Below are 26410 nucleotides of genomic sequence, written 5' to 3' on the forward strand. Positions count from 1 at the left end.
AAAAAATCTGAGCCAATTTTCTTTAACGTGAAGCAATTTTCTCGTGGAGTTCTCGCGCCGCCACGCCTATAGTGGTGTCCGCGCAAGTGGTTTGAAAATAAGTTCGAACCATTTCGTAGAAAGAGCACCTTTTAGTAAATGTATCGGGTTTTTTAAAAATTTTCGCGGCTTGCGCCGCTTCTGGTTGCGAAAAATAATTGTCGGAAAGAGGCCCCAAACTCTTGAAAAGAAAAGAATTGCCGCCCAAAAAAGCCCTAAGCTATCAGCCCCCCAAAAGAAAGTTCGTTAAAAAATCACGGGTCCAGCCGCGCTTGTTCAGCTACTCAGCAGGTCCCACAATTTTTTATATGTCTTCGCCCGTAGGGCAAATCCATTAGCCGATTTTTTTTAAGAATTCCTTCTGCTGTCCGACGTAAAAAATCAAAAAAAATATTTCAAAGTGAACGCTCCTTATGCTTGTATCAAATCATAAGGAGACACTTATCATGGCCCACAAATATTTTCTCTATACTCGTAAATCTACCGATACCGAGGAAAAACAAGTTTTGTCCATCGAAGCCCAATTAGTCGAGGCGCGCCTTTTTGCCGAACGCGAGAAACTTGATATCGTCCATGAATTCACCGAATCCATGACCGCTAAAGTCCCTGGCCGCCCCATTTTTAATGAAATGCTCACCCGCATCGAACAAGGGGAAGCCGATGGCATCATCTGTTGGCACCCTGACCGATTAGCGCGTAACTCATTGGATGGCGGGCGAGTTATTTATCTTATTGATACCGGGCATCTTAAAGCTCTCAAGTTTCCCACATTCTGGTTTGAAGCTACGCCTCAAGGTAAATTCATGCTGAGCATCGCGTTCGGCCAATCTAAATATTATGTTGATAATCTCGCCGAGAATATCAAACGAGGCCAACGCCAAAAACTAAGGCGCGGTGAATGGCCCTTCGGGCCTCCCTTGGGCTATGTGGCCGGTGGCCGTAATTCCTATCCCAAAGTAGACCCAATTAAAGGACCGCTCATTACAAAACTTTTTGAAGCTTACGCTACCGGCAATCATACTTTGTATGACCTTCACCATTTAGCTTTCAAATGGGGCCTATCCAGCCGTTCGGGTAAAAAATTATGTTTGGGTATGATTTATAGTATTTTGCAGAACTCTTTTTATTATGGGCTCATTCGCTTCAAAGAAGAATGCTCGCAGGGTATCCATACCCCGCTAGTGTCCAAATCACTTTTTGAATTGGTTCAGGCAGTCATCAATAAAAAGGGCAAAAACTATAAACATAAAAAGTATATTTTCCCCTTCCTTGAGCTGGCCACCTGCGCCTCCTGTGGAGGCGCGATTACGGCGGAAATTCAAAAAGGCCACCATTATTACCGGTGTACCAAAAAGAAAGGCCCTTGTTCGGAGCGGTATATTCGTGAAGAAATTTTGGCCGCTCAAGTCCAGCAGGCTATCCAGGATGTGGCCTTACCGGACGGCTACTATGAGTTTATAAAATCCGAAATGAATAATGAAAAAGAGGCCTCACAACAATTTATAGCCGCCCGAAAAGGCAAACTTATGGCCGAACGAAAGGAAGTTCAATCCAAGCTTGAGCGTCTTTTGGATGCCCACCTGGAGCGTATCATTGATCAAACCGAGTTTATGGCCAAAAAGGAAACTTTGGTGCAGGTTAAAATAGGTTTAGATGAGAACTTAACGCGGTTAAGTGCCCAAGGGCCATTAAGTTGGCTCGAACCTTGCGGCATCTTCGTAGAAGCCGCGCAGAATGCGGGTCAGCTGGCGGAAGGGGGCGATTTTAAATCGCAGAAGGAATTCTTAAAAAAAATCGGCTCGAACTTTATTTTGGGTGGCAGACAGCTTACTTTTGAATACAAAAGGCCGTGGTCTTTTTTGGGCGGCAATTCTTTTCTTTTCAAGAGTTTGGGGCCTCTTTCCGACAATTATTTTTCGCAACCAGAAGCGGCGCAAGCCGCGAAAATTTTTAAAAAACCCGATACATTTACTAAAAGGTGCCCCCGGCAAGAATCGAACTTGCGCTCCCGACTTCGGAGGCCGGTACTCTATCCACTGAGCTACGGGGGCATGTTAGGAAAGCGGGGCGCATCGCGCGCCGGTTGCCTTACATGACCCCAGTCCTTTGGATTACAAATCCAAAGGGCGGGGGCTTTAAAAACATCCCATCCCATAATCAAAAATTATGAGGCGGGGGCAGAGTAACTTAGCGAGCAAATACTTTTCTCTCCGCTTTTCAATTAAAGCTAAAATAATGCAGAAACTTTTGTGCACTTTAAAGCGTGGCTTTAAAGTACAACAAAACTCTGGTCGCCCAGCCTAACGCTGTCAGGCTAGACTCCCGATTTATGTGGGTGATGCAGGAATCGAACCTGCGACCCCTTCCGTGTGAAGGAAGTGCGCTACCGCTGTGCCAATCACCCATTACCTCTTAAAAAACGCGTAAACGCTTAACAAATATGTATTTTTTTGTGAAGAAAATAATTAGGGAACATTGTTGACTAACTAAATTAAAAGTGCCAAAAAAAAATGTTATTCCAATTATTCAAGAACGCTCCCTATCAATATGCCTAAGGTATCTATCCTCACACCTGCTTTTCAAACAGAAAGTACCATTGTTCGAGCTGTTAAAAGCGTTCTTGCCCAAACTTTTTTAGATTGGGAAATGATTATTATTGCAGATGATGGTTACGATTATGATTCTTTTCTCAAACAAGAAGGAATACACGATAAACGACTCAAAATTATCAGCACGGGTAAAAATAAATCGGGGCCTTCTCATGGCAGAAACTACGGGCTCAATGCCGCAACAGGCCCTTTCATTGCCTGCTTAGATGCGGATGACGCCTTCCATCCTCAAAAACTTGAAAAGATAGTCCCATTTATTAATCAACATAGCCTGGTTACAAGCAATATCTTCTATATTGACCATGCCACCGAAAAAGAACTGCACAACCATAATTTAGTAAGCACTCAGGGACTTGTAGATTTAAAAACCAGTTTTCTGGTTAATCTCCATACCAATTCTCTTTTAGCATTTAACCGTAATACTATTCGCTGTCAGTGGCCTCATCATATAACACGTATGGAAGATGGTGTTTTTTTAGCCGCCTGTTTTGACTATGTAGATTATTGCTATTACTTACCCGAAAAGCTCCATTTTTATTATAAAAGGCAGGGATCGTTATGTAACGTTCCAAATGCCGGAAAATTATTTACACTCCAATGCCAACAAATTTTAATTTTAATCCGTGAAGGAAAAATCGGCATCCGTAACCCTCACGCCGTTGCCATACTAGAACGTTTTATAAAACGGCAACTCCGCCTTGAGGCCCTCTTTGAAGAACAGCATGCCAATAAAATCTGCGTCGATTATCAAGATTTTATGACAAAAAATAAGCCGATAATTTATGATTTTTAAGCGGACTTTTAGAACAACTAAACAAGTTTAATGATGATGATGCCCGTGCGGGCCATGGGCATGGCCATGCATCATTTCTTCGTCGGTAGCATCACGGATTTCTACAATTTCAATATCAAATGTTAAATCCTGATCGGCTAAAGGATGATTACCATCTAAGGTAACGTGTGTTTCGGTTACTTCGGTTACTGTAACAGGCATAGAACTTTCCTGGGAAGCACCTACCATAAATTGATCGCCTACATTAATTTTTTTGGTGGGGAGTTGAGATTTTTCTACAGTCATTTTAAGTTTATCGTCACGGATACCATATCCTTCGGCGGCTGGTACGTTTACTTTTTGTTTATCGCCTACTTTAAGCGCGCTAATACGGCTTTCTAAACCGGGGATAATTTGGCCAGATCCTTCCATATAATAAAGGGGCTCTTGTCCAGCAGATGAATCGAGGGTTTCACCCTTGGTATTAGTTAAAGTATAGTGAATTGCTAGTACACGTGGTTTCATAAAATATCCCTCATGCTCGCCAAGGCTTTATTGCAAAGGCAAAAAACAAGACGCTTGCTATCGTCTTTTTATGCAAATTTGACAAGGCTTATTTTACTTCACTAAGACGGTAAAACGACTTGCCGGAACAAGAGTCGGACCCACTACAACGCCATCGGCAATCAAGATTAACCCTTGAATAAAAACGATTGGGAACAATGCTCATATTCACATCACACGAACCCATATCGGGTAAAACATCGGTTAAATTTTCACCATCACAAGCCATAGCATAACCACCGGGCTTTATATGATGCAACCAGTCCACTTTTTTAAGATTTGTTTTACAATCAATATTATCGGCCTTCCAGGCCAAACAACTTTTACCACGATGCTCAAACTTTTTGCCCGTAGCCATTCCAGTGCACTCGGCAGTTCCCTGAGATGTTACTTCAGACAGTGTATAGGTAAAAGCATGTTCGCTAGCCACCATTTGGTCAAAAATCATGATGGGAGCGTAATCGGCTTTGGTTTGAATGGCCTTGGCGTAAACGGTTGTTGAAATGAGAAAGAGGAAAATGAGAAAAATATTTTTTATGTTCATGAATTCCTTTAGATTAAAAAAATGTGCCCCTAAATCTTTTTTCAAAAGCTTTAGGGACTATTTTTTTCTAGGCTTCTAGACCCGCCATTCCAGGCGGGGCTATAAGCCAAGAAAAAAATGGAGCAGAGCGGGATCGAACCGCCGACCTTCTGATTGCGAACCAGACGCTCTCCCAACTGAGCTACTGCCCCGTACCTTAATGTAAAAACTAAAATATCCGGGGCTTGTCCAGCAAAGCGGGGCTGCCCCACTCTAAAACCTACGCCTCCCCCACCTTCAGCGTATTGTCCTGAGAATAACTTCTAATATCAACTAAACGAGCCTTAAGCTCGGCTATCTGCTGTTTTTCATCGTCGGTATGAGCCAATTCTTCTAACTTCAATAATTCTTCTTTAAACGGTTCTTCCAATCGGTTTTCCAAATACAAACGGGCCAGCTCCAACTTGATGGGAAATTCATCCGACTTAAGGGTGTCGTTATCCTCCATCATCTTGGCTTTTTCAACCTGAAAAGTAAGCGCACGCATGGAATTATTTTCTTCCATGGCAATTTGCGACAATTCACTTAAACATTTAGATAACAACTGTGTTTCGTAAGGTAATTTTTTATCTTTCGACTCCAAAATTTGCTTAGCCAACAAAAAGCGCCGTGTCGCCTGTGGTAAATTATTTTGATACCGATAAATAAGACCCTGATTCACCAGAAGCGCCGCCTTGGTTGTTAAATCGTTTAAATGAACGCTAATTTCTAGCGCACGCTGATAGTTTTTAAGAGCATCTGGGTATTTTTCACTTACTAAATACACATTACCCAAACCATTATAAGCTCTTAGCAAAATGGACAGCAGATTTTCCTTGTTGCAAATTTCAATACAGCGCTCGTATTCAGATATAGCTTTAGATAATTTTTTAACAGCCCTGTAACACTCGGCCAATGTATATTGAGCCCGCGCCAAGGGCTCCAAATAGGGTAGCGTGGAAAAAATTTTTACATCTTCTTTTAAAATTTCAATGGCGTTTTCAAAATCTTGCATGCGGTAATACACGTGCCCTAAATCGTTATTAGTAACGCGCTTAATTTCGTTTTTAGAAAGCGATTTCGATTTAATACGTGCTTCCGAAAACTTATTTACAGCACGGCTTAACTGCCCTGTAACCATGTCAATTTGAGCCAAATCGTTTAAAAACCTAATTTCTTCTACTTTAGCCTCGCCCGATTGTTGCGAAATTTTAAGGCCTTCGGTAAAATAAAAACCGGCTTCTTTAAAACTTTGTTGATGCAAAAGAGCTAGCCCCTTTTTTTCCCAAACTTTCAATCTGCTTTTTAATGGAATTTCTACCGTAGTATAGGTCATTTCCTTTTCTACAGTACCCAATATAGCTACAGCCTCAGGAAATCGATCGAGCCAAATTAAAATTTCTGAGGCCGCTACCGCCCACTCTACGCGCTGGGGCAAAGGCACGTCTACAAAAGTATTATGAAGTTTTTCATAACACTCAAGTGCCCTCTCCTTTTTTCCTTCATGAGCTAAAGCATCACCCAACTGCTCCAAGGCCGTTAACACCATCAAACTATCGCCACCCAAACTTTGGTGATACCAAATATCTTGCTCATTTAACCCTAAATCGTTCTGCGACAACCGACGATGCAATTCTTTAATTTGAGAAGAAGGCAGCGATTTACTGATAAATGGAATATATGCCGAACGGTATAAAAAATATGTTTTTTTATCTTCAAAACGTATTATTTTTTTATCCATCATCTTCTTTTGTAAAATAGAAAATCCCGGCGACAGTCTTTCCAACGCTTTAGGCGTTAAACCATGAGGCGATACAGCTAGCCAATGTACTATCTCTTTTTCTTCCTTGCTAAAATTTTGATATTCGTGAGTGAGTCGTTCCTCTAAAGACTGTGATGTCTCCACTTTTTTAAGTGCTTCCGATAAATTGGCAAGCAAATCAGAACTCCATCGCCCTTTCTCATCAAACAAAAGCCCTCTCTCGATCATGTTTTTAATAATTTGCTCACATAACTGCGGATTACCTCCGGTATCACGATAAATTTCAGATACAAATAAATCGGGGATTTCACGCGAGGCAATAATAGTTTCCAAAAAAATCCGGGTTTCATTTTCATCAAACGGCTTTATTTCAACCACCGAAATTTCAGAATCGTCGTGAGGGAAAATGGGTTCAAAAAAACGGAATTGCCCGTGTGTTGTGCCGCAAATAACAACCAGCATGCGCTTGGTATCGGGAGAAAGAATTTTTTGTTCTAAAAAGGAAACAAATTCAAATAAACTTTTTTTATGCTCGGCTGTAACAATGGCTGTTCGTAAAGCATGTTTTTGGTCTTCGGGTTCATCTAAAAAATCTTCCAGATCTTCCAAAATAATAGAGTCCACCGACTTAAGCAGCTTTTTATCAGCTTCACCCAAAGGCAGCTTAACATCTTCAATAGAAATTTTTTCTAACTGAAGACTGGTACGAATTTGTGAAATAAATTTACTTTTACCAACACCATTTTCACCATACAAATACATTACATGAAAAGCCTTGCCCGAACGCCCGCCCACAAAATGCGCTACGGTTTGATCAATCATCAACTGAGCATCCTGACGGCCAATAAGCTCGGATGTTGTGGGCAAGTAAGAAAGAAGTGTTTCTTTTGTTTCAACGGTATATTTCCTTTTTGAAAACGCAGCAATATCTTCAATAACGGCAGCAGCACTCGAATAACGCTCCTCAGGCTTTTTAGACAACAGCGTCATTATAATATCATTCATGTATTTTGGAATTTTATCGTTTACAAGTACTGGCGGTGTAGGAGTATGGGTACGATGACGATCGTACACTTCTTGCAAAGATTTTCCCGAAAAAGGCTGAATTCGAGTAAGGCAATTGTAAAAAATTACTCCAATAGCATATAAATCACTTGTGATACTGTGTTTTTCGCCTCTAAAAATTTCGGGAGCCAAATAGGTTGGCGTTCCTACAATGGAAGCACCCCAATAACCTGCCAAGCCAAAATCAATAAGCACTACCTGATTGCCGTTTTCTACGTAAATATTCCCGGGTTTTAAATCGCAGTGAATAATTCCTTTTTGATGCAAATAATTAACAGCTCGTAGCACCTGAACAAACATGTCTTCACATTTTTCAAATGACAAATTGTTGGTAGCTGCAAATAAATCGCACCCTTTTAGCCAGGGCGACGTAAAAAATACTTTTTGCGACTCATCGTCAAACCCAAAATCAAAAATGCGACCAATATTTGGATGCGAGAGTTTTTTTAATACTTTAAATTCATTTTCAAATTGTTCAATGGCAGCTTTTTGATTTTCGGATGTTTTCAGGAGTTTTAAAGCCACCGGATCACCCTTTGGAGGCATTACCAAGTATACTTCCCCCATGGCTCCAGAGCCTAAATTTTTTAAAACTCTAAATTTATGTGCTATTTGTTCCATCTAAAAATTATTTCCTTTTGGGACGATACAAATGAGTAGCATGCCCAAAAAATACTTCGGAAGCTTCCATTACTGTTTCTGATAAAGTTGGATGTGGATGAATGGTGAGCGCCAAATCAGAAACTGTAGCGCCCATTTCAATAGCCAACACTCCTTCGGCAATAAGTTCACCGGCACCAGGCCCGCAAAGCCCCATACCCAAAACGAGTTCGGTTTTAGGATCTACAATTAGTTTAGTAACACCATCCGAACGCCCAAGGCTTGTAGCACGTCCTGATGCTGCCCACGGGAAACGCGCAATTTCAACCTCAATACCTTTCGCCTTGGCATCACTTTCGGTTAACCCACACCAGGCAATTTCGGGATCGGTAAAAACCACAGCCGGTATCGCTTTGGGTTCAAATACACTCACCTCACCCAAAATGGATTCTACCGCGGCAAATCCTTCGTGGCTTGCCTTATGCGCCAACATAGGATCACCAGCCACATCTCCAATGGCATAAACCCCAGGTTCATCCGTTTCGCGATTAGGTTTAATTTCTATAAAACCTTTTGAACTCACTTTCACCTGGGTGTTTTCTAAACCAAGTCCGGTGCTATTGGGTTTACGTCCAATACTCACCAGCACTTTATGAAAAGTTCTCTCCTTTACTCCCTCGGCACCATCCAAAGAAACGGTTACACCATCGCCAGATTCTTTTACAAAACCTACTTTGGTTTTAAGAATAATTTCCATTTCGCTATCCAGCTTGCGCTTAAGCGGTAACACCAAATCACTATCGGCACCGGCCAAAATAGAATCGAGAGCCTCTACCACAGTAACCTTGGTACCTAAAGCGGCATACACACTCCCCAGCTCAAGCCCAATATAGCCGCCGCCCACAACCAATAATGTGGGAGGAATTTGGCCTAAACTTAAAGCCCCCGTTGAATTAAGAATATTTTCCGACTCGTAAGGCCAACCTGGTAAAGTATGAGGGCGTGAACCGGTAGCAATAATAATATTTTTAAAATTCACTTCTACAATACCGCCATGAGCTTTGGCTACTTGAAGCGTTTTTGAATTTAAAAAAGAACCCTGACCTTGAATAAATTCAATTTTACGTTGTTTGGTAAGTTGACCCAAACCACCGGTAAGCTTTTTTACTACTTCATTTTTCCAACTAAAAAGTTTAGCAGCATCTACTTTAGGTTCACTAAATTCAATACCAAACTCTTTAGCATGACGCGCTTCATTCACAACCTTGGCCGCATGTAAAAGCGCTTTAGACGGTATACAACCTTTATACAAACAAACTCCCCCAGGATTAGCCTCGGTATCCACCAACATTACTTTAAGCCCATGATCGGCCGCTCTAAAGGCCGCAGCATACCCGCCAGGGCCGGCACCTAGTACAACCAAGTCTGTTTCTATTTTATCAACTGACATGCGTGAAAAAGTGGATGGTGAATAGTGGATAGTGAATGGAAAGAACATTTCTTTACCATCCACCATTCACTATCCACTATTCACCGTTTTTTACCCTTCAAGTCCCATCAAAAACGGCTCGGTAGCCGCTTCTGCAATCCAGCGCAAAAAGCGCGCCGCATCCGCGCCATCAATAATGCGATGATCATACGACAGCGAAAGAGGCAAAATCATACGCGGCATCCACTCGCCATCAATAAGTACCGGTGTTTCAATAGCCCGGCCTAAGCCTAAAATTGCCACCTCAGGCCAATTAACAATGGGTGTAAAATGTGTAGTCCCCAAACCTCCCAAATTAGAAATGGTAAAGCTCGCCCCACGTAATTCATCAAGAGATGTTTTGTGATCGCGCGCGCGCAGTGCCATTTGTGTAAGCTCTACCGAAAGTTCTAAAATATTTTTTTCATCTACATTGCGTATATTGGGCACCAGTAAACCACGATCGGTATCTACCGCTACCCCCACATGGATATATTTCTTGTAAACAATTTCTTCGGTTTCCATATCGAGGCTGGCATTAAATTGCGGAAAAACTTTAAGCGCGCTTGCTACAAGCTTAAGCATAATGGCCGTCATGGTAAGCTTGCCGCCTTTTTTCTCAACACGCCCCTCAAACTTTTTGCGCAAGGCTAATACTTCGGTAATATCGGCAGTATCAAATTGGGTTACATGCGGGATAGTTTGCCAAGAGTACGATAAATTTTTAGCCGTTACGCGCCGCACTTTAGACATAGGCACACGCTCTACAGCTCCATATTTTGAAAAATCGGGAAGCTCTTTCACCTCGGACGACAGATTATGATCTTCCACAATGTTTTTCTTTTGCGAATAATGTTGCACATCATCGGCCGTAATTCGCCCACTAGGGCCCGTTCCTTTTACACGATCAAGCGGTACCCCAATTTCGCGTGCCAGTTTACGAACCGAAGGAGGAGCTAACACGGCATCCGTCAAAGAATCGGGAACCGGGGGCCGAGGTTCGGGAACCGTAACAGGAGTTTTTTTCACATCAACCTTTGGTGATATAGAAGAAGAGACTGAAGACGGAGGAACAGGGATATGAGAAGACTCTTTCACAGGCTCCGGCCTTTTTTCAACAGCTCCCGGTTCCCGTATCCCGGATCCCGGGTTATACAAAAACAAAACCTGCCCTACTTTAGCTTTATCACCAGCTTTTACTTTTAATTCGGTAATCGTCCCCGCTTCGGGAGCCGGTACTTCTACTACGGCCTTATCGGTTTCTAGTTCCAAAATAGTCTGATCTTTTTTAACCGTATCGCCAGCTTTAACCACCACACGCACAACATCGCCGCCTTTGATATTTTCGCCTAATTCGGGCAATTTAAATTCCATATAATCTCTCCTTCACTCTTAAATAAAAACTACACAATCGAAGATGGATCCCCGCCTCCGCGGGGATGACACCGGATATTTTAAATCACCGGCTGCGGGTGGCACTTTTATTTTTTTGGAAAACATGGGGGCCACCTTAAAAGTCCTCACCCTACCACCCAAAGCGTATGATTCAGAACTCGTGAGGGCGTCATAAAATCTAGACCCTTTTGTTTTTCAAAAAAATAAAAGTGCCACTCGCAGCACCCCGCAAACCACCATCAACGGTAGAAAGGATTCCCCCGTTTCCCATCAATTTCCATTTCCTTAAAAACTTTGTCTTTTAATTTTTTATCAACAACTCCATCGGCAAAAAGACCAGCCACCGTTGACGCTACAATATGACGCGCATCTACTTCAAAGTGATCACGTAATTTTTCACGCGTGTCACTTCGGCCAAAACCATCTGTACCCAAAACATAAAATGAACCAGGAACCCACTTGGCTAATGTTAACGCCATATTCTTTACGTAATCGGAGGCCGACACATACACTTGTCCGCGCTTTTCTAAATTTTGTGTAATAAAAGCCTTTTCTTTTTTCCCGTTTAAAAGATTATGACGATCTACATCGAGTGCGTTTTTATAAAGTTCCTTGTAACTGGTAACACTCCACACCTCTGTGGCAATTTTGTAATTGTCTTCCAATATTTTTTGAGCCTTGAGCGTTTCGCCTAAAATAGCGCCACTCCCAAGTAAAACAGCTGTAGCCTTTTTTTCGGACGCAGGCTTTAAAAGATACATCCCTTTTAAAATACCCTCTTCAACGCCTTTGGGCATGGAGAGCTGCGGATAATTTTCGTTACCTAAGGTAAGATAATAAAAAATATCTTCCCGGTCTTGATACATGCGTTTAATACCGTCTTTAATAATAATGGCTAATTCAAAGGCAAATGCAGGGTCGTACGCCATTAAGTTTGGTACTGGTAACGCTAAAAGATGACTGTGCCCGTCTTGATGCTGCAACCCTTCGCCCGCAAGAGTGGTACGACCGGCGGTGGCTCCTAGCAAAAAACCCTTAGCGCGACTATCGGCTGCGGCCCAAATAAAATCGCCTACACGCTGGAATCCAAACATGGAATAAAAAATAAAAAACGGGATCGTATTAACTCCATAATTGGCATAAGCACAACCAGCAGCAATAAACGATGAGAGCGAACCCGCTTCGGTGATACCTTCTTCTAAAATTTGTCCTTCGGTAATTTCTTTGTAATAAAGCAAACTCGCACTATCTACAGGTTCGTACAATTGCCCCACATGCGAGTAAATACCACACTGACGAAAAAGGGCTTCCATTCCAAAAGTGCGCGCTTCATCGGGAACAATGGGTACTACTAACTTTCCTACCGCTTCATCTTTTAATAATTTGGCCAAAATACGCACAAAAGCCATGGTGGTAGACACTTCGCGATCTTCCGTGCCGGCATAAAATTCTTCAAAAAGAGAATTGGGCGGCGCTTTAAGAGAACCTGCCAGGTCAGCCCTGGCCGGAACCGAACCCCCTAAAGCCTCGCGGCGTTCCTTTAAATAAATCATTTCAGGACTATCAGGAGCAGGCTTATAAAACGGAGCCTTCATCACATCTTCATCTTTTACCGGAATACCAAAACGATTACGAAATTCACGCAACTCGTCTTCGTTCATCTTTTTTTGCTGATGTGTAATATTTTTACCTTCGCCCGATTCGCCCAATCCATAACCTTTAATTGTTTTAGCCAAAATAACGGTAGGTGCGCCTTTATGCTCTACGGCCTGTTTATAGGCCGCATAAATTTTCCCAGGCTCGTGGCCCCCACGTCTTAATCTGCGCACTTCATCATCGGTTAAATGCGCCACCATGTTTTTTAAATTTTCGGAGGCTCCAAAAAAATGATCGCGAATATAAGCCCCACTTTCCACCACATATTTTTGATACTGCCCATCCACCACCTCGTTCATACGCCGCTTCAGTTCGCCCGTTTCATCTTTTTCTAAAAGAGGATCCCAATCGTAACCCCAAATCACTTTAATCACATTCCAGCCCGCTCCGCGAAAGGCAGCCTCTAACTCTTGAATAATTTTCCCATTGCCGCGCACGGGGCCATCTAAACGTTGCAAATTACAGTTCACCACAAAAATAAGATTATCCAGTTTTTCGCGTGATGCGAGCGTAATAGCCCCCAAAGCTTCGGGTTCATCGGTTTCGCCATCGCCCAAAAAAGCCCACACTTTAGAGCTATCTTTGGGCTTTAAGCCACGATCCTCCAAATAGCGCATAAAACGCGCCTGATAGATGGCCGTAATAGGGCCAATACCCATAGACACCGTGGGGAACTCCCAAAAATTGGGCATAAGCCAGGGATGAGGGTACGACGATAATCCTCCACCTTTGTGAAGCTCCAACCTAAAATGATTAATATCACGCTCGGAAAGACGGCCTTCCAAAAAAGCCCGGGCATAAATACCGGGAGCAACATGGCCTTGAATATAGAGAAGATCGCGGTTGAGCCCTTGGTTTCCTTTGCGAAAAAAATGATTAAACCCTACTTCGTAAAGAGTGGCCGACGACGCATAGGATGAGATATGCCCGCCAATCCCCTGATGCTGACGATTAGCCCGCACCACCATGGCCATGGCATTCCAGCGGATAAGGCTACGAATACGCCATTCCAGTTCACCGTTACCCGGATAAGCCGGTTCTTCGTTTTGAGGTATGGTATTGATATAGGGGGTATTAGCGCTAAACGGGAGACGCACGCCCTTATTGTAGGAGCGCTGCATCAGCTCTTCCAGCACACGTCGGGCGCGGATAGGACCAGCTGTGGCTAAAAGATCATCAAAAGACTCCAGCCAATCGGCTATATCCAGTGCTTCTTCCTCAGGATTATAATCATCCTCCGTCACACATCCCCCTTATTCATGAAACCAAAAGTGTATCATTAATATGGGGCTTGGCCCAATGGAAAAAATGGGGAATTTTAGGGGGTTAGGGAGGGGGGTGGGTGGATTTTAACGATACCCTTGATCAAGATCGTAACCCTCGCACTTGTCCTACAGACAAGTACATATTTTTTCTAGTTTTCTAGCAGCGCCTTACAGGCGCCGCTATAAAACAAGAAAATAGTGGAACCAGCGCCAAAGGCGCGTTGAGGCGAGGCTCCAATCCGGCTTTGCCGGTTGGAGGGGCGACCGTGTAACGGTACCCGAAGGGTGCGCGACACCTTATTACTTGTCCGTAGGACAAGTACCATTGTTTTCTAAGTTTCTAGCAGCGCCTTACAGGCGCCGCTATAAACCAAGAAAACAATGGAGCCACCCACCGGGATCGAACCGGTGACCTACGCATTACGAATGCGCCGCTCTACCAACTGAGCTAGGGTGGCCTAAAGACGTAAAAGTATATTCAACAGAAGCCTTTCTGCGTCAACCGTTTTATCTTCTACTTGATCTATTCCTTATCCTCTATTACTTCCTATATTTATGTCTCAAGCATTTGACGAACTTTTAGCTGTTATGCACAAATTGCGCTCTCCGGGCGGTTGTCCGTGGGATGCCAAACAAACCCACAAGTCTATTTTGCCCTACCTCATTGAAGAATGTTACGAAGTGGTAGATGCCATTGAAAGAAATGACTCAGCAGATTTAAAAGAAGAACTGGGCGACTTACTCCTGCAGGTTGTATTTCATGCCGAAATGGCCTCAGAAAATGGCAACTTTACCATTGAAGATGTAGCACTGGGTATTTCTCAAAAACTTATCCGCCGCCACCCACATGTTTATGGCAATACCGTTGTTAATAACGCCGGTGAAGTTGTTAAAAACTGGGATGCCATCAAAAACGAAGAAAAAAAGCATCAAAAACAAGAGTCTGTATTAGATAGCGTACCACGAGCTTTTCCAGCCCTCATGGAAGCCCAAAAAATCTCTAAAAAAGCAGCCAAAACAGGGTTTGACTGGAAAAAGCCAGAAGATGTTTTTAAAAAAATAAACGAAGAAACAGCAGAAGTTAAAAAAGCTATTAAAAGAAAAAACAAAAAAAATATTGAAGAAGAAGTAGGCGACCTTTTGTTTTGCCTGGTAAATCTGGCTCGCAAGTTAAAAGTAGATCCCGAAATGGCCCTGCGTAAAACAAACGCTAAATTTAGAAAACGTTTTTTAAAAATGGAAAAAGCCGCTTCTAAAAAAGGTAAAAAACTTGAAAGTTTTTCGTTAAAAGATTTAGATAATTTGTGGGAGAAAGCTAAAAAATGAAAGCCTTTGTTTTTCTTTTGCTACTCCTCTCGCCATTTGTGCAAGCTCAAACGCCCCTTTCTGCTCCTGCTCCAGAGGCAACTACGGCCACAATCCCTCTTTCGCATCTTTTTATTTTTACAAATGCCGACGAAGCAAATCGGTTTTTAATTTTTACCGCTCAAAAAAAATATCCCGAAGCTATGGCTCTTTTAGGGACTATCAAACCTAAACTGACTTCTCCCATAGCTCAAAGCACGCTTTCTATTTTATTGGGTATAACCGCAATCAGCAATCATGATCTCCCGGGTGCTGAAATCTTTTTTAAAGAAGCCCTGCGCATAAACCCTCAGCTATCCGAAATTGCCGGCCTTATGCTTGCACGTACATTAAAACTGCAAAATCGTTGGGACGAAGCCTATAAAGCACTCCCCGCCGCAACCGATTTAAAACGTAAACTAGACAACGATTTATTTTGGGAAAAAATTGAAATTTTAATTGGGTTAAAAGATGCCACTACACTTGCTACTCTGGCTGTTCACGAAAAAGAAAACGCTAAAGATGATGATGAGCTTTTAAAAATCACCTATTACAAAGGACTTTACCATTTAAATACCAATCATCAGAAAACCGCATTTGATCTTTGGAAAGGTTTACTCCTTAAAAAACCTGCAAGCCCATTTGAAGAAAATATTTTTCTGGCAGTTATTAAAAGCGGAACCCCTATAGATGAATTTTTAAACGATGACGAATGGCTATTACGAGCTAAAACATTGGTTGATAATGGAATGGCTTATTTAGCCTTACCCATTTATGCCCGCCTAGCACCCAAACGACCATCACTCGATTTAGCTTACGCCGAAACAGCTTTTAAAAGCCGTGAATATGTGAAGGCCGCCCAATTGTATCAGCAATTATGGGATCATCCTAAACCCGGGCAAAATCGCTCCGAAATTTTAAACAAACTCACTTCCAGCTATGGCCGATCCGATCAATTTGACCAGGCCATTAAATATAACAAACTCCGTTTTAAAATGGATGATAAGGATGACTCGCCCGATGCGGCCCCCGGCAAACTTGCTTTTCTGTTTTTTGACAAAGGTGATTATAAAAAAGCCATGACAGCCTATGAATCTCTCCTTAAAAAGGCTGGCGGCAAAAATTTTGAAAGTTACTTATGGAAACATTTTTGGTGCGCTTACTTAACAAACGATCTTAAAAAAGCACAAAGTGATATTGTACAGCTTGAAAAAATGGCAGGTGATAAAGACGAAAAGCAAAAAGTACAATACTGGACAGCACGCGTTTTGGAACAAACTCAAAAAAAGAACGAGGCCAATCAAATTTACCGTCATTTAGCACAAACATACCCTAACGATTACTACGGTATCCTGTCACAAAAAATATTGGATGCCGGTTTTAATCATTCTCTGTTTCAAATCACATCACCATCGGGCAACATTTACTCGCCTTTTAACCGTCTTAATTTTAACATCCAAATTTTACTGAACACCCAAGATAGCATTGTAAACGCCATTTTGTATTCGCAATTAGGCTTATTATCCTATGCCCGTGAAGAAAGCGAACGCTCTACCCTACTTAACGAACAAGCAGGAATAGACAACACACCCTATTATTTACTCACACAAAATTATTCCAAAATGCATGCCGTAGGCGCCACACTGGTGAAAGTAAACAACGAACCGTTTGGAAATAAAGCCTGGAAATTTTCCTACCCACGCGCCTTTCAGCTTTGGGTGATGCTGGAAGGAAAAGAACGCGATGTACATCCCTTCTTAATTTGGGCTCTCATGCGTCAAGAATCGGGCTTTAGGCCTGGCATTGTCTCGCCGGCCGATGCTATTGGGCTCATGCAAATTATTCCACAAACAGGTCGCGAATTGGCAAAGGAGCTATCCGATTTTGATTTTCATCATGACGATTTAAAGGATGCCTATACCAATATACGCTATGGAACCCAGTATATTCATGACCGTTTAACAGAATTTAAAAACATGCCTTATGCCATTGCCAGCTACAACGCCGGCCCTAATGCCGTAAACCGCTGGAAGCGCTGGGGCGACAAACTGGCACATGATGAATTTATTGAACTTATTCCATATACCGAAACCAATAATTATGTAAAAAAAGTGTTGAGGAATTATTGGATTTATAAAAGACTCTACGGCAAATGAAAGCCCTTCTCCTTATAGCGCACGGTTCGCCTCGCACTCAGGCCAATGACGATTTTATCAAGCTTGCTTTATCGGTTCAAAAGTTAACACCGCAATTTTGTGTAGAAGCCTGTTTTTTAGATTCGGCGGTTCCTTCCATTCCCACCGCTCTTAAAAAGCTGATAGATCAAAAAATTACTGAAATAAAAGTGCTCCCCTACTTTTTAGTAGAAGGAAAACATATTACCACCGATATCCCCCAAATTTTAGAGCGCGAAAAAGAAAATTATCCCCATTTAAAAATAGACCTACTTAAACATTTTGGCAGCATGGAAACCATCCCGCAATTAATTGCAAGCCTAATCCATTCCTAAGCGTCCCAAACGTCCCGATTTTTGCGAAAGACGGTACATAAAAGTAAAAAAGAAAGAACCCAACACAAAATAAACCACATTACACAAAAAGGCTTTGGCGAGCATCACTGCATCCATTTGACCTGTAGCCACAACGCTGCGCATCCCCTCAAAAACATAAGTGCTGGGCAGTAACCACGACACATGCTGCAACCAGGCAGGCAAAACCGAAACAGGATAATAAATGGCCGAGAGCGGCTGCACCAAAAAGGGAATCCCCCAAATAAGAGCTTCTACCGCATGACCCCAACGCAAAAGTAAACCGGAAGTAAAAAGCCCCAAAGCCCAGCCAAACAAAAGAAGATTGGCCAAAAATGGAATGATGTAAAAACCCAAAGTATCAATAAAATGAAAATGATACAAAAAAAGAGCCAGCACCGACAAAATACATACAATAATGAGCGTTTTCATCATTCCATAAATAAACGTAGATGTAATCCACTCCCACAAGCGTAAAGGCGAAATTAGTAAATTAAAAATATTGTGTGTCCAAATATCTTCCACAAACGAAAGCGACACCCCTTGCTGCGAGCGGTAAAGTAAATCCCAAAAAATAACAGCAGCAAAAACCGACACAATAATTTTAGGCAAATCACCGGTTCCCACGCGCTGAATATACAGCACCAAATAACCCCACACCAAAAGCTCCATAACAGGCCAAAACACAAGCTCCAACGAACGCGATACACTGCGCTTATGCACATATAAATAGCGCAAAATCATATAGCGAATACGCAATAGCGAACTCATGAATGCCTCACTAACTTAATAAACACTTCGTCTAAAGTACTACAACCGTGAGCTTTTACAATTTCATCACTAGTACCTTCGGCAATTTTACGACCATGATTAATAAAAATTATACGATCACAAACCTCGTCTATTTCAGCCATATTGTGCGAGGTGTAAATCATAGACACCCTTTTTTCGTTTTGAATTTTTTTAATGATTTGACGTACTTTATCGGCCATATCGGGATCAAGACTTGCTGTAGGTTCATCCAACAAAAGAATTTCGGGATCATTTAAAAAACACTTACACAAATTAACGCGTGTTTTTTCTCCGGCCGAAAGCGCTCCGTTTAACCTTTTGGCCAAATACTCAATTTCAAAAAGCGATAAGAGCTCATCTATTTTTTGCTGTTTCTTATGCACTCCGTACAAACCGGCAAAAATAGTGAGGCTTTCGTACACTTTTAAATTGCTAGGAAGGCTTACATAAGCCGATGAAAAGTTGATACGCTGGGAAATACGGTGCCGCTCCTTAAAAGGAGACATACCCAAAACCTCTACTTGTCCGGCTGTGGGTGTAAGAATACCCAAAAAAATATGCATAGCCGTGGTTTTGCCGGCCCCGTTAGGGCCCAATAGGCCCAGTACTTCGCCTTTCTTTAAAACCATCGATAAATCATCTAAAGCAATATCGGCTTTACCAAATTTTTTGGATAAATTAGAAGCTTGAATCAAAAAATCCATAGTGTATTGTCACAATATTTCATAATTTGAAGAGAGAGTCTATTTTGAAAAAGGCCCACACAACATTTGTTTCGTTTGAATCCCGCATGGCCCTAGCCGTCACGCGCGACATGGAAAAACGGGGAGTTACTATTATATCGGCCCCAACCCTAAAAGAAGTGCCACTTACCCATAACAAGGCCGTTTTTGATTTTTACACAAATCTTTGTAAGGGAGAATTTGACATCACCATTCTCCTCACCGGAGTTGCCACCCGAACCTTGGTGGAAACGCTAGAAACCAAATTTGATCACAATTCCATTATTGAAACGCTAAAAACAAAAACAAAAATTGTGGTACGCGGCCCTAAACCCACCGCCGTTTGTAAACGCTGGGATATCCCTATTTATTTAACAGCTCCCGAACCCAACACCTGGCGCGACGTTATTCATATTCTTAAAAACAACAACGCCATCAATAATAAAAAAATCGCACTTTTGGAATATGGAGAAAGTAATCAGGAACTCATAGATGAGCTCACAAAAAACGGAGCCACTGTCACTCCCGTTAAAGCCTATGCCTGGGATTTGCCCGACGATTTAACCCCACTAAAAAATGCCATCACCTCTATAGCTGCCGGCGATGTGGATGTAGCGCTCTTTACCAGCGCGTCACAGGTGGTTCATCTTTTAAAAGTAGCCAAAGACATGGGGCTAGAAATGCCGCTACGCAAAGCTTTTTACAATATTGCCATTGGTTCCATTGGTCCAGTAGCGAGCGAAACGCTTGCTAAAAACCAACTTTTTGCCGATTTTGAAGTGTTTCCCAACAAGCTCAATACACTTTTAGAAAAAGCCGTGGCCGATGGCCCTGCACTCGCTCTTGAAAAGCAAAGCCGTCAGGCTAAACGTTATGCACGCGCAGAACTAGCTTCTTCGGTAGCGGGGCCTGAAGAATCATTGCTGATGAATGCCCTTCACTTAAAAACCACACCCACTATTCCCGTATGGCTCATGCGCCAGGCTGGCCGCTACATGGCCGAATACCAGGGCATCCGCAGCGGGCTTAATTTTAAAGATTTTTGCAAAAACACCGATAAAACTATTACAGCAACACTCGATGCCGCCGACCGTTTGGGTGTAGATGCCGCCATTATTTTTTCGGATATTTTATTAATTTTGGAACCCATGGGGTTGGAACTTGATTATTTAGAAAGCAAAGGCCCAGTGATTGCCAATCCTATCCGTGATCAGATGGATGTGGACCGCTTAAAAACGGTAAATACCAAAACCAGCATGCCCTGGTTATTAGAGTCTATACGCGATACTAAAAAAGCACTTAAACCCTACATTCCCCTCTTAGGTTTTTGCGGAGCGCCCTTTACCATGGCCTCGTACATGATTGAAGGCGGCTCTTCTAAACAATTTATTAAAACTAAAAAACTGATGCACAATAGTCCCAAGCTGTGGCATCAGTTGATGGAGTTTTTAGTAATCAATCATATTGGATATTTAAAGGCACAAATAGAGGCAGGCGCCGATGCTGTACAAATATTTGATAGCTGGGCCGGCCAATTAACACCGGAAGACTATCGTGAATATGTACTACCTCACTCGCGTGAACTAATTGCCTCGCTTCCTCCTGCAACACCTGTTATTCATTTTGGCTCTTTTACTCAGGCCATGTTGTCCGATGTAGTAAAGGCGGGGGGAACCTGTATTTCGCTTGATTGGCGTATTAATTTAGCCGAAGCTTTAAAAATTATCCCCCAGTCTTTTTCCATCCAAGGTAATTTAGACCCGGTTCTTCTTTTCTCAAAACCTGAGGTTTTCCTTAAAGAAACAGCCCGTATTTTACAAACGGTACAAGGTCGTCCTGGCTTTATTTTTAATTTGGGTCATGGTATTCTGCCCGAAACGCCGGTAGACCATGTGATGGCACTGGTGGATTATGTACACCAGTGGGGGAAACAATGAGCATTCATCATTTGGCCATACAAACAAGTAACAATTTAGAAACACTTAAAGATTTCTATCAAAACGTTTTAGAACTCCCCTTGTTTCAAATTCAAAAAGCACCCGACGATAAAGTACGTGCCTATTGGTTTGAATTAAATCCCGGCGTTCTCATGCTAGAAATAAACCCCGATATGCCTAAAGTGGCTAGAGGTCGCCATATTGTTATTTTTAATACCACACCCGAAGAACGCAAAGATCTGGAAGAAAAACTACAGAAAAAGAACGTTGTTATTACTAACCGTACCGATTTTACTTTTTATTTTAAAGATCCCGACGGCAACACCCTGGGCTTTTCACATTACCCTCACAAATGAATAAGGCCGATGTCATTATTGTGGGAGGCGGGGCAGCAGGTCTTTTTTGCGCCATCACAGCAGCCAAAAGAGGTAAAAAAGCAATTGTATTGGAACACAACGAGCGCATCGGGAAGAAAATCCTTATCTCGGGTGGTGGACGTTGTAATTTTACCAATACCGGCGCCACACCCAAAAACTATCTCTCGCAAAATCCTTCATTTTGCATCTCGGCCCTCTCCCGCTTTACACCGGCAAATTTTTTGGAACTCATTCACAAACATCACATTGACTACTTTGAAAAAAAAGACGGTCAATTATTTTGCCAAACATCCTCTAAACTCATTGTGGAAATGCTAGAAAACGAATGCCACGATGCGGGAGTTACTGTTATGACGGGGATAGAGATAAATACCATTACCAAACCAGATTCGTTTTTTATTAAAACCAAAAACGAATATTTTAAAGCAGACAAAATAGTGATTGCCTGCGGGGGTCTTTCACTTAAAAAACTGGGAGCCACCCCTTTTGGTTATATAGTAGCTAAAGACTTTGGTCACACACTTATCCCTTCTCGCGCAGGCCTGGTACCGCTCACCTGGAATCAAAGCGACTTTAAAAAATATACGGCACTTGCCGGTATTAGCACTCCGGTGCGGGGCACTGTAAATAAACAAAGTTTTGAGGAAAGCCTGTTGTTTACCCACAAAGGTTTAAGCGGCCCTGCACTTTTGCAAATTAGCTCGTACTGGAATGAGGGTGATACCGTAGAAATTGATTTTTTACCGCAAGAAAAATGGGATACTCTCATCACACAAGCTCGCACTGCTCATGCGCGACAAACCGTTAAAAATTGGCTCAAATCTTTTTTTCCAGAACGCCTGGCCGAAGTTTTTAATAATGAATTAGCTCTTTCTAAAAACTTGGCCGATTTAAATAAAGCAGACATGGAAAAACTTCAAAATTTTTTGACACGCTTTCCCTTTAAACCCATGGGAACCGAGGGTTACACCACAGCCGAAGTAACATTAGGTGGTGTAGACACTACCGAACTTTCGTCTAAAACAATGGAATCGCTTAAAACATCGGGGCTTTATTTTATTGGTGAAGTTGTGGATGTAACAGGCTGGTTGGGTGGTTATAATTTTCAATGGGCTTGGGCGTCTGGTTTTGCCGCAGGAAATGCTGTTTAAGATACCATCTGCCCCACGCATTCTACCCAACGCGGATGATCGTTTAGCGAAGGCACAAGCACCAAATCCTCTCCCCCATGCTGTAAAAATAGTTCCCGATTACGAATAGACATTTCTTCTAACGTTTCTAAACAATCGGCAACAAACGAGGGTGAAAATACCAGTAATTTTTTAACACCCCTTTTGGCCAGCTCTTGAATAACCACATCGGTATAAGGCTTAATCCAGGGGGTGCGCCCCAAACGCGACTGAAAACAAATGGTATATTGTTCGGGCTTAAGCCCCAGTGAAACAGCTAGCATTTTAGCTGTTGCCACACTTTGCGCGCGGTAACAGGTTTTAAGACGCACGCCGGGCAAATCACAGCAGTTATCGCGTGTTAAACAATACGCCTCGTTTTTAGGCTCTAGCTTTTTTAAATGTCTCTCGGGCAAACCATGAAAACTAAAAATAACATGATCGGGCTTTGTAGATAGAAAATAGGGGCCGCCCACTTCACTAAACGCCTTGATAAAAAGAGGATGATGGAAAAAGGCCTCCTTAAAATTAACCGGGATCGTGACCTTCAGCTTTTTTATAAGACGATTTACTTCATCCAGTGAACTTTGTGTGGAAGAAAGAGCATATTGGGGATATAGCGGCAATACTGTAAGACTTGTAATCTTTTTTTGTAAAAGTTCGTTTAAAGCGTTTTCAATAGAGGGATTGCCATAACGCATACCTAAACTAACAGCAAAAGTATCGCCCAGGTAAGTTTGAACTTTTTGAGCCAATTTTTGAGAATGAACCACAAGAGGTGAACCTTCATTCGTCCAAATCGACTGATATTGTGCCGCACTTTTAGGCGAGCGGAATGGCGCAATAATACCGTTAACCAACAGCCAACGGCCAATGGGATTTATATCAATCACCTGCGGATCCATTAAAAACTCACGCAGATATTTTTTAACAGCAGGCGTGGTAGGCGCATCGGGTGTGCCTAAGTTTATAAGAAGAATTCCTTTCATGGCTTAAGCACCACCAGTAAAATAATCATAATTAAAAATAAAGTGGGCACTTCATTAATAATACGGCATGCCTTTTCGGACAGAAAAAATTTTTTACGCTCAAATTTTACATGAACAATATGACAAAATATTTGATAGGCAACAAGACTTGCCACCCCCACTAGTTTATACCTTAGCCAATGTTGCTGTAAGAACTGCGGGTTTAAATACACAAGCCAGCCTCCAAAAAAAACAGTAAGCAACATTGCCGGATGCATAATATAACATAGGAGCTTATGCTCCATAACTTGATAAACAGCCGCTAATTTGGAATCGTCTTTATATTTAACGTGATACACAAAAAGTCTAAAAATATAAAAAAGCCCAGCAAACCAGGCCACCATAAAAATAAGATGAAAGGCTTTTATCCAAAGATACATTTATACCGTCCTCGAAAAAGTAGGATTCTTCTTTCCAGCCTGAATATCCTCTAAATACGGGTCAAAATTCATGGCAATGTTGCGCAAAAATAAAAAACCCGCACCTTGTACTTCCAAATGATGATCATCTAATACCAGTAATCCATCTTTAACAAAAGAATCTAATTTTTTTAACCCCTCTGCAAAATACTTTTTTGAATCAATCCCCCACTCTTTATCAAAATCCTCAAAATTAATATAACCATGACACATGACATGGGTAATAAAATCGCGATGCAGATGGTCATCGCGAGACAAAAGAAAACCGCGGATAGACGTAAGCAAACCCATCTTCACTTTTTCATCATAACTTTTTAAAACTTTATCGTTTTGAAAAAAATTGCCGTTTACAAACGAAATACTGCTTACACCAAAACCAATCTGATGAGAATCTGCTCGTGTAGAATAACCCATAAAATTACGGTGAATGGTTTTATTTTTTAATGCAATAGCTAACTCATCATCTTTTTTAGCAAAATGATCCATGCCAATTAAATCGAACCCATTATCTAAAAAACTACGATAGGCTTTTTCAAAAAGCTTTAATTTCATCTCCGGTGTAGGCAAATCTTCGTCTTTAAACGTCCGCTGCACAGGTCGCATCCAGGGCACGTGCGCATAACTGTATACAGCCAGGCGATCGGGATTCATTTCCAAAACCTGAGCAATGGTTTTTTCCCAGCCTTCCATACTTTGCCCCGGCAAACCATAAACCAAATCCATATTGAACGATTTAAAACCTAAGCTGCGCAAGAGCGCCACCATGTCGCGTGTCATTTCAAAGGTTTGATGACGATTGATAAGTTTTTGAACTTTGGGGTCAAGATCCTGCACACCAAGAGAGATGCGGTTAAATTGAAGATCCGCCAACTGGTGGCAAAAGGCTTCGGTGCTGGTGCGCGGATGCATTTCGATGGCAATTTCAGCATCCGGTAAAATATTAAAAGAAGAACGAATGAGCGTCATTACTTCTTCCAATTCATCCGGCTGCACAAAATTGGGCGTACCCCCACCAAAATGTATTTGACCCACAGTGTGGGTTTTTGATTTTAAAATCTTTACGACATGTTTGATTTCAGACTTTAACGTATCGATATAAGCCCGCGACCGGGAATGATCTTTGGTTATCACCTGCATGCAGCCACAGAAATGGCAGAGATTTTCGCAAAACGGGAGATGGAAATAGAGCGACAGCACATCGCCCTGCTTTAAACTTTGAAGTGATTGTTGATAATCGCTGGGCCCAACACTATCGATCCAGGCCGGCACAGTAGGATAGCTGGTATAACGCGGTCCGGGCTTATCGTACTTGCCCAAAAAATGAAGGATTTTATCCTGTGTGAGCATAGACATTCTTTCTAGTCGACTTGGCTTAAAAGGGCAAGATAGAGCTTTTCATTTAAATCCTATTTTGTTACGACACTTTAGATGAGTTTTGATGTTAAAAAAGTGATCCAGGATAACCTGGGAAAAAACAATCAGCTGCATAGCGATTACATTAATCCCCAATTCGCCAAAGTACTTAAAACCATTGGTTTTGATAAATCCTACACCAAAGCCCATGGCCCTTATTTGTACGATAAAGACGGCAAAGAATATCTCGATTTTCTCTCCGGCTACGGGGTGTATGCCATGGGACGCAATCATCCGCGGATGAAAGAGGTGTTAAAAGAGTATCTCGATTTAGATGAAGCGAATTTGATTCAGATGGAAGCCCCCCTCATGTCCGGGTTACTCGCTGAAAAATTAGTAAAAATGATGCCCGACCCTGAACTGAATACCATCTTTTTTACTAATTCGGGAACAGAGGCCAACGAAGCCGCCATTAAATACGCCCGTGCCGCAACAGGACGCGAACGGATTATTTACATGGACCATGCCTTTCACGGTCTTTCTACTGGAAGTCTGTCTCTTAATGGCGGTACCGAATTTCAAAAAGGTTTTGGGCAATTATTGCCCTCTGTTAAAATTCCCTTTAACGATCTGGCCGCTCTTGAAAAAGAACTAAAACAAAAGGATTGTGCTGCTTTCTTTTTTGAACCTATCCAAGGCAAGGGTGTTTATGTACCCACAGATGATTTTTTACCCGAGGCCGAAAAGTTATGTCGCAAATACGGGACTCTTCTCGTGGCCGATGAAGTACAAACCGGACTGGGCCGCACCGGCAAATGGCTGGCACATACACATTGGAACGTAAAACCTGATATCATCACCATTGCTAAAGCCCTCTCCGGCGGCATGGTGCCCGTGGGCGCTACCATTTGTAAAAGATGGATTTACGATAAAGTTTTTAGCAAAATGGAACGCTGTGTGGTGCATTCGTCTACCTTTGGCCAAA

19 protein-coding genes, 4 tRNA genes and 2 pseudogenes are annotated in these 26410 nt (G+C 42.2%); 10 read left to right on the forward strand and 15 right to left on the reverse strand.

Going from position 1 to position 26410, the window contains the following annotated elements; all coding sequences use genetic code 11:
• The first annotated feature begins 452 nt into the window (after nt 1-452).
• Nucleotides 453-941: pseudogene (locus tag K1X76_11185) on the forward strand (recombinase family protein).
• 204 nt (nt 942-1145) lie between these two features.
• Nucleotides 1146-1460: pseudogene (locus K1X76_11190) on the forward strand (recombinase family protein).
• Nucleotides 1461-2018: 558 nt separating this feature from the next.
• Here the strand turns inward: K1X76_11190 and K1X76_11195 are convergent.
• A tRNA-Arg gene (locus K1X76_11195) sits at nt 2019-2090 on the reverse strand.
• A gap of 281 nt (nt 2091-2371) precedes the next feature.
• Nucleotides 2372-2443 (reverse strand) — tRNA-Val (locus K1X76_11200).
• A 143-nt stretch (nt 2444-2586) separates the two neighbouring features.
• Here K1X76_11200 and K1X76_11205 point away from each other — a divergent pair.
• Nucleotides 2587-3441, forward strand: a complete 855-nt coding sequence (locus K1X76_11205) for a glycosyltransferase family 2 protein (GenBank protein MBX7149632.1) — start codon at nt 2587-2589, stop codon at nt 3439-3441.
• 27 nt (nt 3442-3468) lie between these two features.
• Here the strand turns inward: K1X76_11205 and K1X76_11210 are convergent, their stop codons facing one another.
• The 8 genes from K1X76_11210 to K1X76_11245 form a co-directional block, all read right to left on the reverse strand.
• Entirely contained in the window at nt 3469-3945 is a 477-nt protein-coding gene (locus tag K1X76_11210) for a peptidylprolyl isomerase (protein MBX7149633.1), read from the reverse strand.
• 88 nt (nt 3946-4033) lie between these two features.
• Complete coding sequence (locus K1X76_11215) at nt 4034-4528, reverse strand: hypothetical protein (GenBank protein ID MBX7149634.1); 495 nt, start codon at nt 4526-4528, stop codon at nt 4034-4036.
• Between the two features lie 118 nt (nt 4529-4646).
• A tRNA-Ala gene (locus tag K1X76_11220) sits at nt 4647-4719 on the reverse strand.
• Between the two features lie 68 nt (nt 4720-4787).
• Complete coding sequence (locus K1X76_11225) at nt 4788-7994, reverse strand: tetratricopeptide repeat protein (GenBank protein MBX7149635.1); 3207 nt, start codon at nt 7992-7994, stop codon at nt 4788-4790.
• Between the two features lie 7 nt (nt 7995-8001).
• Nucleotides 8002-9423 (reverse strand): dihydrolipoyl dehydrogenase, encoded by a 1422-nt coding sequence (gene lpdA / locus K1X76_11230; GenBank protein ID MBX7149636.1) that lies wholly within the window; start codon nt 9421-9423, stop codon nt 8002-8004.
• A 90-nt stretch (nt 9424-9513) separates the two neighbouring features.
• Nucleotides 9514-10815 carry a 2-oxo acid dehydrogenase subunit E2 gene (locus tag K1X76_11235; GenBank protein MBX7149637.1) on the reverse strand — a complete coding sequence of 434 codons (1302 nt, stop codon included), beginning with the start codon at nt 10813-10815 and terminating at the stop codon, nt 9514-9516.
• A 260-nt stretch (nt 10816-11075) separates the two neighbouring features.
• Nucleotides 11076-13736, reverse strand: a complete 2661-nt coding sequence (gene aceE, locus K1X76_11240; protein ID MBX7149638.1) for a pyruvate dehydrogenase (acetyl-transferring), homodimeric type — start codon at nt 13734-13736, stop codon at nt 11076-11078.
• A 403-nt stretch (nt 13737-14139) separates the two neighbouring features.
• Nucleotides 14140-14215: transfer RNA gene (locus K1X76_11245), tRNA-Thr, on the reverse strand.
• Nucleotides 14216-14312: 97 nt separating this feature from the next.
• Between K1X76_11245 and mazG the strand changes: the two genes are divergently transcribed.
• Genes mazG through K1X76_11260 form a run of 3 tightly spaced genes read left to right on the forward strand, consistent with a single transcriptional unit; the run spans nt 14313 to nt 17610 of the window.
• Entirely contained in the window at nt 14313-15083 is a 771-nt protein-coding gene (gene mazG / locus K1X76_11250; protein MBX7149639.1) for a nucleoside triphosphate pyrophosphohydrolase, read from the forward strand.
• A complete protein-coding gene (locus tag K1X76_11255; GenBank protein MBX7149640.1) occupies nt 15080-17257 on the forward strand; it encodes a transglycosylase SLT domain-containing protein in 2178 nt (725 codons plus the stop codon). The genes mazG and K1X76_11255 overlap by 4 nt, the downstream gene beginning before the upstream one ends.
• Nucleotides 17254-17610 carry a CbiX/SirB N-terminal domain-containing protein gene (locus tag K1X76_11260; GenBank protein ID MBX7149641.1) on the forward strand — a complete coding sequence of 119 codons (357 nt, stop codon included), beginning with the start codon at nt 17254-17256 and terminating at the stop codon, nt 17608-17610. Before K1X76_11255 ends, K1X76_11260 begins: the two co-directional genes overlap by 4 nt.
• On the opposite strand, the gene K1X76_11265 is transcribed toward K1X76_11260, so the two are convergent.
• Both K1X76_11265 and K1X76_11270 read right to left on the reverse strand, forming a co-directional pair.
• On the reverse strand, nt 17596-18399 hold the full coding sequence (locus tag K1X76_11265; protein ID MBX7149642.1) for an ABC transporter permease: 804 nt from the start codon (nt 18397-18399) through the stop codon (nt 17596-17598). The genes K1X76_11260 and K1X76_11265 overlap by 15 nt on opposite strands.
• Nucleotides 18396-19124, reverse strand: a complete 729-nt coding sequence (locus tag K1X76_11270; GenBank protein ID MBX7149643.1) for an ABC transporter ATP-binding protein — start codon at nt 19122-19124, stop codon at nt 18396-18398. Before K1X76_11270 ends, K1X76_11265 begins: the two co-directional genes overlap by 4 nt.
• A gap of 44 nt (nt 19125-19168) precedes the next feature.
• Between K1X76_11270 and hemE the strand changes: the two genes are divergently transcribed.
• The 3 genes from hemE to K1X76_11285 are packed head-to-tail and all read left to right on the forward strand — an operon-like array spanning nt 19169 to nt 22607.
• Entirely contained in the window at nt 19169-21079 is a 1911-nt protein-coding gene (gene hemE, locus K1X76_11275) for a uroporphyrinogen decarboxylase (GenBank protein ID MBX7149644.1), read from the forward strand.
• Entirely contained in the window at nt 21076-21435 is a 360-nt protein-coding gene (locus K1X76_11280; GenBank protein MBX7149645.1) for a VOC family protein, read from the forward strand. The genes hemE and K1X76_11280 overlap by 4 nt, the downstream gene beginning before the upstream one ends.
• Nucleotides 21432-22607, forward strand: a complete 1176-nt coding sequence (locus K1X76_11285; GenBank protein MBX7149646.1) for an NAD(P)/FAD-dependent oxidoreductase — start codon at nt 21432-21434, stop codon at nt 22605-22607. Before K1X76_11280 ends, K1X76_11285 begins: the two co-directional genes overlap by 4 nt.
• On the opposite strand, the gene hemH is transcribed toward K1X76_11285, so the two are convergent.
• Genes hemH through hemN form a run of 3 tightly spaced genes read right to left on the reverse strand, consistent with a single transcriptional unit; the run spans nt 22604 to nt 25419 of the window.
• The gene (gene hemH / locus K1X76_11290; GenBank protein MBX7149647.1) at nt 22604-23614 is read right to left on the reverse strand and encodes a ferrochelatase; all 1011 of its coding nucleotides are present in this window, start codon (nt 23612-23614) and stop codon (nt 22604-22606) included. The genes K1X76_11285 and hemH overlap by 4 nt on opposite strands.
• Nucleotides 23611-24033, reverse strand: coding sequence for a CopD family protein (locus K1X76_11295; protein MBX7149648.1), 423 nt, complete (start codon nt 24031-24033; stop codon nt 23611-23613). The genes hemH and K1X76_11295 overlap by 4 nt, the downstream gene beginning before the upstream one ends.
• Nucleotides 24034-25419: an oxygen-independent coproporphyrinogen III oxidase gene (hemN, locus tag K1X76_11300; GenBank protein MBX7149649.1), complete on the reverse strand. Its 1386-nt coding sequence runs from the start codon at nt 25417-25419 to the stop codon at nt 24034-24036.
• An 81-nt stretch (nt 25420-25500) separates the two neighbouring features.
• Here hemN and K1X76_11305 point away from each other — a divergent pair.
• On the forward strand, nt 25501-26410 hold a 910-nt coding region (locus tag K1X76_11305), incomplete at its 3' end, for an aspartate aminotransferase family protein (protein MBX7149650.1).

Source organism: bacterium (assembly GCA_019695305.1).
In the GTDB taxonomy this organism is placed as follows: domain Bacteria; phylum UBA10199; class UBA10199; order UBA10199; family JAIBAG01; genus JAIBAG01.